Below are 14,469 nucleotides of genomic sequence, written 5' to 3' on the forward strand. Positions count from 1 at the left end.
TTATTTCTTACTTTTTAGTCTTGATTGATATTCTTGTGGATGCTTACAAACTGGGCACATTTTTAAAGCTTTTTTACCTCTATGAATATGACCACATACTTCACAAATCCACTCTTCATCTTCATCTTCACTTACAAATTCTTCACCTGCTTCAAGTCTTGCAAGTAACTCTTTGTACATATTTTCATGTTCAATTTCAACATTACCAATTAGTTTTAGCATATTTGAAATTTGATTATGTCCTTCATCTTTTGCAATTTTTGCAAAGTCTGGGTACATAGTTTCATTTTCATAGTTCTCACCAGCTATTGCAATTTTTAAATTTCCAATTGTATCTTCAAACTCTTTTCCTGTAAGTAACTCATTACAGGCTTTTAATTCAAGTTTTGCATGCATTTTTTCATTGTCTGCTGCTCTTTGAAAATGTGCTGCAATATCTCTATATCCCTCTTTTTGAGCAATTTTTGCAAAATATTCATATTTATTTCTTGCCATAGATTCACCTGCAAAAGCTTTCATAAGGTTAACTGCAGTTAAATTTTCAGTAATCATTTCCATTTTTTCATCACAGCAATGAAGTTCTCCTCCACCAACTTTTTGTACTTCTATTACATTTCCACATTTATTACATTTGAATGATTCATATTGTCTCATGATTTTCCTTTACATTTTAGTTTAAATAGGTATATTAGGTGAACTGATATAATGCAGTTCACCTAAACTTAAGTAAGTATATTAAGATAAAGTAGCTTTAATCATCCAAATATTTTTTTCTAAATGAGTAATATTGTCATCAGCAAAAGTTACTGTTGTACTATCATCATTCTTTTCAGCAGTTTTTGATAGTTTTTTAAACTCTTCTAAAAAAGTTTCAAAATCAGCTAAAATATTTTTTAATACATATTCTGCTTCAAAATCACTTTTTTTATCTTCTTTTATAAAAGAGTTTTTCTCTAAATCTGTTAATAATACAAAAGGTTTATTTCCTAATTGTAAGATTCTTTCTGCACAATCATCATATAAAGTGCTAAATTGTTCATACATTTTTTCTGTCATTTCATGAACTGGGAAAAACTGCATACCTTTGATATTCCAGTGGTAGTTATGTAGTTTTGTAAACATTACTAAAGAACTTGCTTGTAAGACTTTTAATTGTTTAATATGATTTTTCATTTTTAATCCTTTGGATAATTTTTTTCTTTGGATAATTATAATTATTTTAAACTTAAAGGAAAATTATTATCTTCTACTAAAATTAATTAATAAAATCTATTTTACATTTTTTGTATATTATTCATAATATAAAACTCTGCAAATAGAAAACTAAAAAAAATTTTAGTATTATTCTGTGCAGGAAAGGTTGAAAAGATGATGAATAGTTCACTATTATTAAAAGAGTATAATTTAAAGGTAACTCCTCAAAGAGTTGCAATAGTTGAAGAACTATACTCTAATGGACATATGAATATTGATGAACTTTATAAAAAGCTATTAGAAAAGTTTCCTTCTATTTCTCTTGCAACAATTTACAAAAATGTAAATGCAATGGTAGAAAAAGTTTTTTTAAATGAAGTGAAAATCCCTGAAGCTAAATCTGTTTATGAGTTAGCAAAAGAAGAACATTCACATTTAGTGTGTTCTTCATGCGGAATTATAGAAGATATTACAATAGATACATCAATATTACAAAGTTCTATTAAAGAGAACTCTGCATTTCAAATACAAAATGTAGATGTAGTTTTTTCTGGACTTTGTAAATCTTGTCAAAAATAATTCAAGATAGTCTTTTATAGACTATTTTGAATAACTAATCCAAGTACTACTAATAAGACAATACCAGCACTTTTATTATAAAGTTTATTGGCAGTTATAAATACTAACATAAGTGATACTACAAATGCAGCTGCTATATCAAAGAAGTTTCTACTTAAATCAACATTTAAAGTATTAATAATTGAACTTACACCTAATACCATTGTAAAGTTTGCAACATTTGAACCAATAATATTACCAATTGCTAAATCAGCATTATTATTCATAGCTGATTTAATTGAAATAGTAAGCTCAGGTAAAGACGTACCAAAGGCAACTAAAAATAATCCAATTACCCACTCACTAATACCAAATGATCTTGCAATATTTCCTGCACTATCAATTGCAAAATCTGCACCAACAACAACAAATACAAAACCAATAATTAATAGAGTTAATGTTTTTGGCCATTCAAATTTCTCTTTTGCAAGTTCTTCATCTACTGCATCAACTTGATTTGAACCAATAAGAAATAGTAAATAAGCTCCCATTAAACAAAGAAATAAAATACCATCAATTGCATTTAGTTCCCCATCTATTGCCATAAGTATAAATACTAAAATAGGAAAAAGTGACCAAGCAGAATCTTTTGCAAAAAGATCTCTATCTGGCGTGATTTTTTTAGCAAGAATAAAGACAGCACCTAAAACCATAGCAATATTAAAAATAGTACTTCCAATTACATTTGCAACAGCAATATCTCCACTTCCTTTCATTGAAGCAGACATAGAAACAGCCATTTCAGGTAAACTTGTACCTAAAGCAATTAGTGTTGCACCTATAATAAAATGAGAAATATTATATTGTAATGCAATCTTTTCACTTTGCTGTATGATAAAATCTGCACCATAAATTAGTGCTCCCATAGATACTACAAATATCAAAAAATCCATTTATGAGTTCCTTACTATTAAACTATTTGGTAGATTAAACTTATTAATCAATTCTTCTTCTTTTTGACGATGTTCTCCATCATCAACCTCGTGATCAAAGCCTAAAAGATGAAGTAAACCATGAATAAATAAAAGTTTTAACTCATCTTCAAAACTATGCTTATACTCTTTTGCTTTTTCATCTACAAAATCTATTGAGATAACAATTGAACCTAATGGCATATTTGGCATATCAAAATCAAGAGGAAAAGATAAAACATCTGTTGCTTTATCAATATTTCTATGCTCTTTGTTTAAAGCTTGAATCTCTTCATTATTTACTAAAATCAATTCTATATCTTTTGATGTAACTTCTTTTAAAATCAGTTCTAAAGAATCTGTATTTATTGTTATATCAGTTTGATTATCTAAATCAATCATTATCTACCTATTTAATTTTCGCGAATTATATCAGAAAATCATAAAGTAACCAATTAATAGTTTTTCAAAAAATTTGATACAATAATTGAATAAAATTTTTAGGAGTAAAAATGGAATTAGAAATTGGAACACAAGCAACTATTGAATTTAAAGTAAAACAATCAGATTTAGCAAAAAATTTAGAAATATCAAAAGAAGATGATTTCCCAGAAGTATTTGCAACAGCAAGACTTACAGCACTTATGGAGTGTGCATCTGCAAAAGTTTTGATACCTTTTTATGAAGAAGGACAATTATCTGTTGGAGTAGAAGTTAACTTAAAACACCTTGCACCTACACTTGAAGGAGATGTAGTAAAAGCAACGGCAACTTTTATAGGTATGGAAGGAAAACTTTATAAATTTGAGGTTGAAGCCTTTGATAGTGCTGGAAAAGTAGGAGAGTGTATCCATACAAGAGCAATTGTTACTAAAGATAGATTAATGTCTGGGGCTAATAAAAGAGTTGGTAAGTAAATGATTGAGCTTAGAATAGCTCAATCATTTTAGGAACACATAAATCTAAAATAATTCTATCATTTTAGGAACTTCATCTACAGCATAGGTTTTTAAATCAAGCTTTAAATTAGGTTTTAAAGCCACTACTGCTTTTTTTATACCTTGAGCTTGGGCTTCTCTTAGTCTTAAATCAATAGAATAAACATCTTTAATCTCACCAGTTAGTGAAACTTCACCAATAAATACAGACTCTTTTGAAATAGGTCTATCTCTAAAAGAAGAGATAATAGCTGCAATAACAGCTAAATCAGCAGAACTCTCTTTGATTTTTATTCCACCAGAAACATTTATAAAAACATCATAATGATTTAAGGGTAAATCAATTTTCTTTTCAAGTAGTGCTAGAAGCATATTTAATCTATTTGCATCAAAACCAGTTGCGCTTCTTTTAGGGTTTGGATAGGTACTTTCTGTAACTAAAGCTTGAACTTCTATGATTAATGCTCTTGTTCCTTCCATAGTTACAGTTAAGGCTGAACCTGCTTGTGCTTTTGTTTTATCAAAAAATTTTGAAGCAATATCTTTTGCTGAAATTAATCCCTCTTGTGTCATTTCAAAGATACCTATTTCAGAAGTTGAACCAAATCTATTTTTAAAACCTCTTAACATACGTAACTCTTTACTTGCTTCTCCTTCAAAATATAAAACTGTATCAACCATGTGTTCTAATACTCTTGGTCCTGCAATTGAACCATCTTTTGTAATATGACCAATAATAAACATGGCAATATCAGACTCTTTTGCTTTTCTCATAAGTTCAAAAGTAATCTCTCTAACTTGTGAAACACTCCCTGGTGCACTTGTTAAATTTGAAGAATATATTGTCTGAATTGAGTCGATAATTACTACATCATAATTTTGTCTTAAAAGTTCATCTTGAATCTCTTCAAGTTTAATTTCACTTAATAAAAATAGCTCTTTGTGATTCGCCTCTAATCTATTTGCTCGAAGTTTTATTTGCCCTGAACTTTCTTCCCCTGAAACGTATAAAACTTTTTTGCCACTTGCTGCAATAGAACCAGCCACTTTTAATAATAGTGTAGATTTTCCAACTCCTGGACTTCCTCCAATTAAGGTTAAACTTCCTGGAACTATTCCTCCACCTAAAACTAAATCAAATTCATCGTTATATGAAGAAAACCTTATAACATCATCTTGTTGTATATCTGTAATAGGAGTTGCTTTAGAACTTGTATTTATCACTTTTGAAGTTTGTTTTAAAACTTCTTGTTGTTCTTGATTTAATTCCATAAATGAATCCCACGAACCACAGTTAGGACATTTACCAAGCCATTTTGTACTTTGCTCTCCACATGCTTGACACTCAAAAAGTGATGTTTTCTTTTTTGCCATAAGTCTTTCCTTTTTAAATCTAAACGCAATTATAGTTAACTTTTTTTAAGAATAGAAAAAATATTTCAAAATGTAAGGTTTTTAATATAAAATTTATTACATATATTATATTATGTAATTTATTATTTATTTGGAGCTTCATGAAGATTTTATTTTGTATAGCTATTATCACTACAGCTTTATTCTCAAGCAAACTTAAATATGAAAACTTACTACAAAGTTTTCCAAAAAACTACAAGTTGGCATATAAAAAAATACAAAATGGGACGTCATTTTATGAGTTTATTCCTAAAAGTGAAGAATTAAAAAACTGGACAGAAATGATTACAACTAATATTTATCATAGAAATTTAAGATATTCAGTTGATGAATATGTCGAAGAAATGAAAAAAGCTTGGTCAAAAAGTTGTAAAGACACATCTTTTAAAGATATTGATGAATCTTTTGAAAATGGATATAAAACTAAAACAGTTATGATGAGCTGTAAGGTAAGTAAAATTACAAAGAAAGAAGAGACTATGTATCTTAAAGCTATTAAAGGTGCAGATAGTTTTTATACTGTTCAAAAGGCATTTACAGGAAAAACAAATAAAGAGCAAGAGAATAAAAGTGTTGAATATTTAAAAACTGTAAAAGTTTGTGATTCTAGACTTTTTACTTGTCCATAGGCTAATTATGTTACTTTATACTGATTATATATGGAGTTCATATTCAAAAATAAAAGAAAAAATTAATATTTATTCAATTTTAAAAAAAGAGAATAGTAATCATAAGATCACAGTATCAGGTTTTGTAAATACCAAATTAGATATTAAACTTGCTACATATCTAAAAAATTTAGAAGATAGATGCAAAGAGAAATCTCATTATAATTATATCTCGGTTAGAAGTGAAACACCTTTAATAAAAGGCTAGCTGATGTCAAAATTAATATAAAAGTTGATGGTGAAATTTCGGAACTTTCAGATTTTAGGTACACCTTCATTTAAATAGGAGTTTTAATGGAAAAAAGAGTTAAGTATTTAGTTTTAGGGCTAAAAGTTGAGTTGTTTATTGGTGTTTTAATAAGTGGGTTTATTTCAATGACAGTAGGTACTATGGCAACAGCATCTCCAAGTTCAGATTTTTTTGATTTTTTGCTAGCTTCAAGTCTAACTTTTTTAGCTTTTTCTTCAGTACTAGTAATCATTCCCTTTTATTCAATAAAAGAGGCGCATGCTTTCCCAGAAAAAGGAAATTTAGTTCTTAATTTTATTTATGTAGTTTTATTTTTTATTTTATCTTTTTATCTTTTTCCTTTTGCTATATGGAATTTATATCATTTAATAAAATTAAAGGAAGAGAAAGCTAATTTAGTAAAATAAATTATTTAAAAATTTATTTTCTAATCTTCATAATAAATATTTAAACCTAAATAAAACACTTTCATATCATTAAATACCATATTATATTATTTAATCACTATAATGTAACAATAATGTAATCTTATGCAATTAATAAATTTCAATAATAACTGAAAAGTAAGAAAAATTTTATTTACTTTTAACAGATTTGTATATATTATATTCAATATAAGGAGTGATGATGTTCAAAAGTATAAAGTTGAAGCTAATGGCTATAGTAATACTTCCTGTAACAATAGCAATATTGATTACTACTGTTATTACTATAAATTTAACACAAAAAAATAGTATTGAAACAGTTAAAGAGTTTGATAGTTCAATTGTTGGGGAAAAGAAAGAACTATTAAAAAATCAAATACTAACTGCATATACAATAATTGATTCAATTGTAAAAAAATCTTCAAGCAAAGAAGAAGCAAAAGAAAAAGTTATTGAAGTTATATCAAAGGCAAGGTTTCTAAATGGAACTGGGTATTTTTTTGCTTATGAAAGAATAGGTGATGAATATTACTTTGCTTTTCATGGTACAAAACCAAATTTAAATGGTAAAAAAACAGATATTATGAAACCTGATATTAAAGGTTTTGCATTTAGAAAAGAATTAATTGATACAGCAAAAGATGATTCAAAGTTTGTTGAATATTTTTATAAAAAACCAAACACAGATAAAGTCTTAAAGAAAATGGCATTTTCTAAATATATTGAAGAATTAAATTGGACTATAGTTACAGGTATTTATGTAGATGATATTGAAGAAAAGATTGCAAAGATTGAAAATAGAATTGATAATGATGTAAACTCATTAATTTATACTTTAATAAGTATTGTTATTGTTATCGTTTTAGTTTTAATAGCTGCTGTTTCTTATATTTCGAAGATATCTATTGTTGATCCTTTAGAAACTTTTGAAAGAGGGTTATTGTCATTTTTATCATTTTTAAATAAAGAGAAAGATGATGTTGAGCTTATTGAAATTACTACAAAAGATGAAATAGGTAAAATGACTGTTAAGATTAATGAAAATATTACAAAAATTAGAGAAACAATAAAACAAGATGAAAGAGTAATTGAGGATGTTACTAAAATTGTAAGTGAAGTTAGTGCTGGTAATCTAACAAAAAGAGTTGAAGCTACATCTTCAAATGCAGTAATTAGTGAATTAACAAAAGATTTAAATGAAATGATTGCTAGTTTAAATACTACTATTTCTCATACAATTAATGTCTTAAAAGCATATGAAAATAGAGACTTTACAAAAACAACTTCATTAACCTGTAAAGGGCAACTTTGCTCACTTATGAGTGGAGTTGATAATCTTGGAAAAGAGATTTCTCACATGCTTCAAGAAAATCTTGACACAGCAAATATGCTTAATAATAGTTCTGATAATCTAACTTCAAATATGGAAAGATTAACAGTAAGTGCAAATCAACAAGCTGCTTCATTAGAAGAAAGTGCTGCTGCATTAGAAGAAATTACTCAAACAATGAGAGAAAATACAAATAATATCAATGAGTTATCGGCAAATTCAGTTTCATTAAGGGATGAAGTAAATAAAGGAAAAGAGTTATCTAAACAGACTAGTTCTTCTATGGAGTCTATTAACTCACAAGTTGAGGCTATTATTGAATCAATTACTATTATTGATCAAATTGCTTTCCAAACAAATATTTTATCACTAAATGCAGCTGTTGAAGCAGCAACTGCTGGTGAAGCAGGAAAAGGTTTTGCAGTTGTTGCAGGTGAAGTTAGAAACTTAGCAAATAGATCTGCTGAAGCTGCAAGAAAGATTAAAGATTTAGTTGAGAGTGCAACTGTAAGTACAAATGATGGAAGAAAAATTGTTCAATCAATGTATGAAGGTTATGAGCAACTAAATAACAATATTTTAAGAACAACAAGTATTGTTGATACTGTTACTACTAATTCAAAAGAACAGATGTTAGGAATTGAACAAATTAATAGTGCAGTTTCTCAGCTTGATAAAACTACTCAAGAGAATGCTGAGATTGCTTCAGAAACAAATGATGTTGTAAAAAGTGTAAAACAAATGGCAACAGAAGTTGTAGAAGAGGTAAGAAAATCTAAATTTTAAAAGAAAAGGAGTTCTTCTTTTCTTTTAACACAAAGAAATAAATTATGAACGATAACTTTTACAAAGACTCAAACATACTAAAAGAGTTTTCAAAAATTTCAGATACCTCTTTTTATAAAAAAGTTCCTGACACTTGGTACATTTTAGCAAGTGATATAGAAAATTCAACAAAACATATTCAAAATGGTAAATATAAGCAGATAAATATGGTTGGAGCTTTAACTATTATCTCTATTTTAAACTTAAGAAAAGAACTTGATATACCTTATATTTTTGGAGGGGATGGTTCTTTTTTACTTGTACCAAAGTCTTTACTTCATGAATCAAAACAAGCACTTTTATCGGTAAGAGAGTTAGCAAAAACTTCTTATGGTTTAGATTTAAGAGTAGGGGTTATTCCTGTAAAAAAGATATATGAACTAGAAAAGAGTTTATTAATTGCTAAGTATGAAGTTTCAAAAGACTATTTTCAGGCTATTATAAAAGGTGGAGGTTTAGATTTAAGTGATGAACTTTTAAAAAAAGATGAAACTTTTTATATAAAAGAAGAAAAAGATAAAACTTTTAATTTAGATATATCTGGTTTAGAGTGTAGGTGGGAAGCTATTAAAACACCAAAAGATGAAAATTTAACAATTTTGATTAAAGCTTTTGATGATAATTATTATGAAACTATTTTAGAAAATCTTGATAATATTTTAGGTTCAAATGAAAAAAGAAATCCTATTACAAAAAAAGGCTTGATTTTAAGTTTTCAAGATAAGAACCTTGATATAGAAGCTTCATTGTTTTCACAAACTTTTTTAGGTAAATTCCTAATAAGACAGAAATTAAAGTTAATAAATCTTATTGGAAAACTTTTAATGAGATTTGATATTGATAAGTGGGGAAGTTATAAACAAAGAATTGTTTCTACAACAGATAATGAAAAGTTTGATGATATGTTAAGAATGGTAGTTTCTACAAGTTTTAAACAAACAAAACTTTTAGAAGAGTATTTACAAAAAGAGCAAGAAAATAAAAATATAGTTTATGGAATACATAAATCTGACTCATCTTTAATGACTTGTTTAATATTTGAAAGACATGGAAAACATGTACACTTTGTAGATGGTTCAAATGGTGGTTATGCATTAGCAGCTAAACAGTTAAAATTAGGAGAACAAATATGACAATTATTTATATTCATGGTTTCGCAAGTAGTGGACAAGGTGGAAAAGCATCTTTATTTAGAGAATATTTTGAAGAAGAGTTGATTGCTCCATCATTATCTCACATACCAAAGCTTGCAATAGATACTTTAGAACAGTTAATAGAAGTTTTATTGGAAAAAGATGAAACTGTAGGTTTAGTAGGCTCTTCATTAGGTGGATATTATTCAATATATTTAGCTAATAAGTATGATTTAAAAGCAGTATTAATTAATCCAGCAATTTATCCATACAAAACTTTAGATAAAATCGGTACTGTAATGAACTATTATGATGGTTCTTCTTTTGAAGTAACAAATGAACATATTCAAACACTAAAAGGTTTAGAGGTTCAAGAGATCCAAACACAAGAAAACTTTATGACTTTATTACAAACTGATGATGAAGTATTAGATTATAATGAAGCAGTTGAAAAATTATCAGAATCTGAACTTGTAATAGAAGAGGGTGGAAATCACTCTTTTGAAAATATTGAAAGTTATTTTAGAAAGATTTACTCTTTTTTAGATAATTAGAATAATATGAGTTTAAAAGAGAGGTTAATACACTCTATATTGTTTGAGATTTTGTTAGTTATAATTTTTACTCTTCTTCTCAAACTTATTACAAGAGATAATATTTCAACAGTTTTTACTTTAACTATTTTTCTTTCAGCAATAGCTGTATTATGGAATTTTATCTATAATTGGATTTTTGACAAATTTGTTACGGGACCAAGGGAAGATAGAAGTTTTAAAATAAGATGTATTCATGCAATTCTTTTTGAGTTTGGATTATTATTTCCTACAATTCCTGTAATTGCATACTATTTAAATATAGGAATTATTGAAGCATTTATTTTAGATATAGGTTTTGTAGCATTTGTTTTAGTGTTTACCGTTGTATATAATTACATATATGATAGAGTAAGATTAGTTTTTATCAAAAGTAGTTAAGAAGTAAGATACTTCTTAACTCTTTAGAAATATTTATTTTATAATTTTTCCATATGGTCCAAATTTATGGTCAAAGTTTTCCATATTTGGTCTATATACATCTGGAGCTTTTACAATATCATCAGGGAAATCTGAAGTTCTATTGATTTTCTCAGGTCTATAGTGACTATCTTGATTCATATATGCTGCAACATCATAAGCTTCTTTATCTGTTAAGATAGGGTTTTCTTTTGTTGCACCTAAAGGCATATTTGCTTTAATAAAGTCAGCTGCTTTTAAAATTCTATACATCCCCGCACCTTTATTATAAGTGTCATCTGTACCCCATAAAGCAGGGAACATATATCCATTAGCAAGTCCTTCATTTTTTACACCTAATCCATCTACACCATGACAAGAAGCACAATGTTGTGTATAAACTTTTTTACCATTTTCTACATCAGCTTTAGTTGTTTTAACCATTTTTCTATCTACTTTTGTAAGTCTTCTTCCATCAAGTTTTGCACCACCTACAGGATAACCTTGACTTAAAAAGTGCATATAAGTTTTCATAGCTTTCATTTCTTTACTTTCAGCAGGAAGAGGGTATCCGTTCATACTTCTTTGCATACATCCATTGATTCTAGCAGTTAAAGTACCAATTCCATCCTCTCTTGGTCTATATTGAGGAAATTCTCCATATGTTCCAATAAATGGAGCTGAATATTTTTTTGTACCTGCATCTAAGTGGCAATTTTGACAGGCATTATTATTTCCTGCATATCTCATGCTAACATCTTTTACTTCTGGACCAATATATTTATATGTGTGAACGATAAGATCTTTACCATATCTTACTAATTTACCATAATCATTATCTGGTAACTTGTCAATATCTGGAACTTTATATTCCATTTTTGGTTTTTCAAAACCTCTATCACTTCTTTTTTGTAACTCTTTTTTATCAAAAGCTAAAGCACTTGAAGAAAACAGTGTAGCAATAAGTGTAGAAACAAGAATAAATCTTTTGTTGTTAAGTTTCATTGTAACTCCTTTTTTTATCTGTATAATTATACAAATGTAAAGTTACTTTTATGTTTACTTTTAGTAAGATAATTTAAGTTTAAATAAAGAAAGTATATCTAAAAGTAGTACCAGTTTCTTTTGTAGATTCAAGATAGATATCTATATTATTTATTTTACAAATATTTTTAACAATATTTAATCCAATACCAAAACCACCCTTAATATGGTTCTCCTTTTGATATCTATCAAAAATATTTTTCTTATTTTTTATAGGTGGAGCAAAGTTATTAACACTAAATATAATTTGCTCATTTTCTTTATATAAGATAATTGTTATATCTGTATCATTAAATGAGTATTTAATAGCATTAGAAAGAGTATTATCAATAATTCTTAGTATATGTGTTCTATTAATTAAAAGTGTTAAGTTATCTTCTATATTTAAATTTAAATTTATATTCTTAGGATTTGCTAGACTTTCAAATTGGTCAACTCTTTGTTTTAAAAGATATGAAAAGTCTATTTGTTCTTTATTATATTTAACTGTTTTTTCTTTTATTAAGTATTCAATATCTTCATATACCAAAAATAGGTTTTTTGTTGCATTTATTGATCTTTGTAATTCTTTAGGTGTTTTATCTTCTTTCTTAGCTTCTAAAATCTCAAGGTTTAGTTGGATGATTCCAAGTGGAGTTTTAAGTTCATGCATAGCATCATTAAAAAAAGCGTCTAAATATTCATTTGCTTTTTTATAGGGTTCAATACTAGCTTTAATGATAAGATAAATAGAAATAAATATAAAAAGACCAATACATATAGATAAGATAAGTATTTTTAAATATACCTCTTCGTAGGATATTTTTTTTGAAACTTTTAGGTATTTTGCATTTAATCTATTAGATGAAAGTTCAACTTCCAAGCTTAAAAGTTTTGAGTTTTCATCTAAATTTATATTTCTTGTTTTATAAATTATTTGTTTTTCTTTTGTTAGTAAAGTTGCTTCATATTTAAAAGATTTTGGAAAAATAAAAGTGTCACTTTTTGAATTAGAAAAGTCATAGATAGTTCTTTGTACTTTTTGTGCATATTCAATAAGAACTCTATTTTGATTATTTTTATAGCTTTCAAGTTCTAAATTTGTATAAAAGTATGTAGGAATAGCAATAAAGATAAAAAATATCGTAGTATAAAAAAGAGATATTTTTAATATAAAGTTTTTACTCTTCTCTATCAATTTTATATCCTATTCCTCTTTGGTTTATTATAAACTCTTTTGAGGTTTTATCTCTAATCTTTTTAATACATACTCTAATATCAGCTTCACAAATATACTTATCGTCCCATACTTCACTTCTAAGGGTTTCTATATTTATATATTGATTTTTATTTGAAACTAGACAAAAAACTACATCACTCTCTTTTTTTGTTAGATTTATAAATTCACCATTTCTTGTAAGCTCTTTTTTTAAAATATCATAAGTAAAATTTGGTTTTAGTTTTATCTGTTCTTTTGTTTCATTTGTATAAAAAAGTTTTATAAGTTGTTCAATTCTATATTTTAACTCTTTTGGCGAAAATGGTTTTTTTATATAATCATTACATCCAAGCTCATAACCTAAACTTAGATTATTGATATCTGTTAAAGAGGTTATATAAATAACAGGTGTATTATCACCATTTTCTCTTATTGTTTTTACTAATTCATAACCACTTAATGAAGGAACTCTAATATCAAGAATTAAAAGATGATATTTGTTTTCGTAAATTGCACTTAAAGCTTCTTCTCCATCTTCAAAGTCATCAATATGATAGTTTAAAGTCTGTAAATACTCTTTAATACTTTGTCTATAATCTAAATCATCTTCAAGTAGTAAAAGTCTCATTTTATTTTAACCTCAGAGTTTATATTTACAGTTTCATAATCAAAACTATTGTTGATATTTATATGTTTATTGTTTTTAATTCCAGTAAAAATATATCCTAAATGATTGTTTTGTAAATCATAATATGAAAAGTATGCAAAAGAGAAGTTTTTATTTGATACATATCCATAATCTTCTAGACTATTTAGGTTTAAGCCTTCAAGATAGTCTATATTTGTATTATTTACTAAAACATAGTTTGATATTTCGTCATTGTTTTTAAGTTCATTTGCAATATTTAAATATTTTTTATTTAAAAGAACAAAAAGTTTATAACCTTTGTTTTTTAATTCAGTACTTAGGTATTCAAAGTTTATAATTGCTTCAATTGAGCCAATATATTTGCCATTTTTTATAATTGCAGAGATGGCTTTTATATTAAGTCTTTTTCCTAATTCAATTGAAACAACAGGCTTAAGTGTTTCTTTTACTTTTACTAAACCTTGTCTAAAAGAAGCTAGAGGAACATCTTTTATATTTATATCCCAACTTCTTAAATAAGTAGTTAGGTTTTTATTATGTATTTGTACTTCAAAACTACTGTTTTGTAATTGTTTTAGACTTTTGATTTTTCTATTTATAACTTCAAAACTCTCTTGCCTGTTTTGGCTTTGAAAACTATTTATTATCTCTTTGTCTTCTGATAATAAGATAGCTAAAGATAGAGCGTATCTTTTTTGTTCTTCAAATAAATTTTTTGTAGTAGTTAAAGAATTTTCTAGATTGTTTAAAAGATTATTGCTATTATTTATATTGTTTAAAAAATAGAAAATTAAGGCAACAAAAAAAGAGGTGATAAAAAGTATTATTAATAAATACTTATTAGGTTTTGAGTTTAAAGTTCTCAATATTCACCTCTTTTA

Annotated in this window: 17 protein-coding genes and 1 pseudogene; 9 read left to right on the forward strand and 9 right to left on the reverse strand. The window is 26.7% G+C overall.

What is annotated here, in order from left to right; translation table 11 throughout:
- Positions 1–654 (reverse strand): ferritin family protein, encoded by a 654-nt coding sequence (locus CRV01_RS10275; protein ID WP_129008119.1) that lies wholly within the window; start codon positions 652–654, stop codon positions 1–3.
- Positions 655–735: 81 nt separating this feature from the next.
- On the reverse strand, positions 736–1,173 hold the full coding sequence (locus CRV01_RS10280) for a DNA starvation/stationary phase protection protein (protein WP_129008120.1): 438 nt from the start codon (positions 1,171–1,173) through the stop codon (positions 736–738).
- A 198-nt stretch (positions 1,174–1,371) separates the two neighbouring features.
- Here CRV01_RS10280 and CRV01_RS10285 point away from each other — a divergent pair, with 198 nt between their 5' ends.
- Entirely contained in the window at positions 1,372–1,773 is a 402-nt protein-coding gene (locus tag CRV01_RS10285; RefSeq protein ID WP_258238386.1) for a Fur family transcriptional regulator, read from the forward strand.
- 14 nt (positions 1,774–1,787) lie between these two features.
- Here CRV01_RS10285 and CRV01_RS10290 read toward each other — a convergent pair whose 3' ends face one another.
- Positions 1,788–2,705: a calcium/sodium antiporter gene (locus tag CRV01_RS10290; protein ID WP_129008122.1), complete on the reverse strand. Its 918-nt coding sequence runs from the start codon at positions 2,703–2,705 to the stop codon at positions 1,788–1,790.
- Positions 2,706–3,125: an rRNA maturation RNase YbeY gene (gene ybeY / locus CRV01_RS10295; RefSeq protein WP_129008123.1), complete on the reverse strand. Its 420-nt coding sequence runs from the start codon at positions 3,123–3,125 to the stop codon at positions 2,706–2,708.
- 110 nt (positions 3,126–3,235) lie between these two features.
- Here ybeY and CRV01_RS10300 point away from each other — a divergent pair, with 110 nt between their 5' ends.
- A complete protein-coding gene (locus CRV01_RS10300) occupies positions 3,236–3,640 on the forward strand; it encodes a thioesterase family protein (protein ID WP_129008124.1) in 405 nt (134 codons plus the stop codon).
- Between the two features lie 45 nt (positions 3,641–3,685).
- Here the strand turns inward: CRV01_RS10300 and radA are convergent, their stop codons facing one another.
- Positions 3,686–5,035 (reverse strand): DNA repair protein RadA, encoded by a 1,350-nt coding sequence (gene radA, locus CRV01_RS10305; RefSeq protein WP_129008125.1) that lies wholly within the window; start codon positions 5,033–5,035, stop codon positions 3,686–3,688.
- Positions 5,036–5,175: 140 nt separating this feature from the next.
- Here radA and CRV01_RS10310 point away from each other — a divergent pair, with 140 nt between their 5' ends.
- From CRV01_RS10310 to CRV01_RS10340, 7 genes and pseudogenes are all read left to right on the forward strand, one after another.
- Complete coding sequence (locus CRV01_RS10310; RefSeq protein WP_129008126.1) at positions 5,176–5,703, forward strand: hypothetical protein; 528 nt, start codon at positions 5,176–5,178, stop codon at positions 5,701–5,703.
- Positions 5,704–5,710: 7 nt separating this feature from the next.
- Complete coding sequence (locus CRV01_RS10315; RefSeq protein ID WP_129008127.1) at positions 5,711–5,950, forward strand: hypothetical protein; 240 nt, start codon at positions 5,711–5,713, stop codon at positions 5,948–5,950.
- An 86-nt stretch (positions 5,951–6,036) separates the two neighbouring features.
- On the forward strand, positions 6,037–6,399 hold the full coding sequence (locus CRV01_RS10320; protein WP_129008128.1) for a hypothetical protein: 363 nt from the start codon (positions 6,037–6,039) through the stop codon (positions 6,397–6,399).
- 220 nt (positions 6,400–6,619) lie between these two features.
- Positions 6,620–8,368 (forward strand): annotated as a pseudogene (locus CRV01_RS10325) (methyl-accepting chemotaxis protein); the annotation flags it as partial.
- 209 nt (positions 8,369–8,577) lie between these two features.
- Positions 8,578–9,705, forward strand: a complete 1,128-nt coding sequence (locus CRV01_RS10330; protein ID WP_129008130.1) for a DUF3095 domain-containing protein — start codon at positions 8,578–8,580, stop codon at positions 9,703–9,705.
- The gene (locus CRV01_RS10335) at positions 9,702–10,259 is read left to right on the forward strand and encodes a YqiA/YcfP family alpha/beta fold hydrolase (RefSeq protein ID WP_129008131.1); all 558 of its coding nucleotides are present in this window, start codon (positions 9,702–9,704) and stop codon (positions 10,257–10,259) included. Before CRV01_RS10330 ends, CRV01_RS10335 begins: the two co-directional genes overlap by 4 nt.
- A 6-nt stretch (positions 10,260–10,265) precedes the next feature.
- Positions 10,266–10,679: a PACE efflux transporter gene (locus CRV01_RS10340; RefSeq protein WP_129008132.1), complete on the forward strand. Its 414-nt coding sequence runs from the start codon at positions 10,266–10,268 to the stop codon at positions 10,677–10,679.
- 33 nt (positions 10,680–10,712) lie between these two features.
- On the opposite strand, the gene CRV01_RS10345 is transcribed toward CRV01_RS10340, so the two are convergent.
- From CRV01_RS10345 to CRV01_RS10360, 4 genes are all read right to left on the reverse strand, one after another.
- On the reverse strand, positions 10,713–11,702 hold the full coding sequence (locus CRV01_RS10345; protein WP_129008133.1) for a c-type cytochrome: 990 nt from the start codon (positions 11,700–11,702) through the stop codon (positions 10,713–10,715).
- A gap of 79 nt (positions 11,703–11,781) precedes the next feature.
- A complete protein-coding gene (locus CRV01_RS10350; protein ID WP_129008134.1) occupies positions 11,782–12,918 on the reverse strand; it encodes a HAMP domain-containing sensor histidine kinase in 1,137 nt (378 codons plus the stop codon).
- Positions 12,902–13,567, reverse strand: a complete 666-nt coding sequence (locus CRV01_RS10355) for a response regulator transcription factor (protein WP_129008135.1) — start codon at positions 13,565–13,567, stop codon at positions 12,902–12,904. Before CRV01_RS10355 ends, CRV01_RS10350 begins: the two co-directional genes overlap by 17 nt.
- Positions 13,564–14,454, reverse strand: coding sequence for a cache domain-containing protein (locus CRV01_RS10360; RefSeq protein ID WP_164970051.1), 891 nt, complete (start codon positions 14,452–14,454; stop codon positions 13,564–13,566). The genes CRV01_RS10355 and CRV01_RS10360 overlap by 4 nt, the downstream gene beginning before the upstream one ends.
- Positions 14,455–14,469: the final 15 nt, after the last annotated feature.

This window comes from Arcobacter sp. CECT 8983 (genome assembly GCF_004118855.1).
In the GTDB taxonomy this organism is placed as follows: Bacteria; Campylobacterota; Campylobacteria; order Campylobacterales; family Arcobacteraceae; genus Halarcobacter.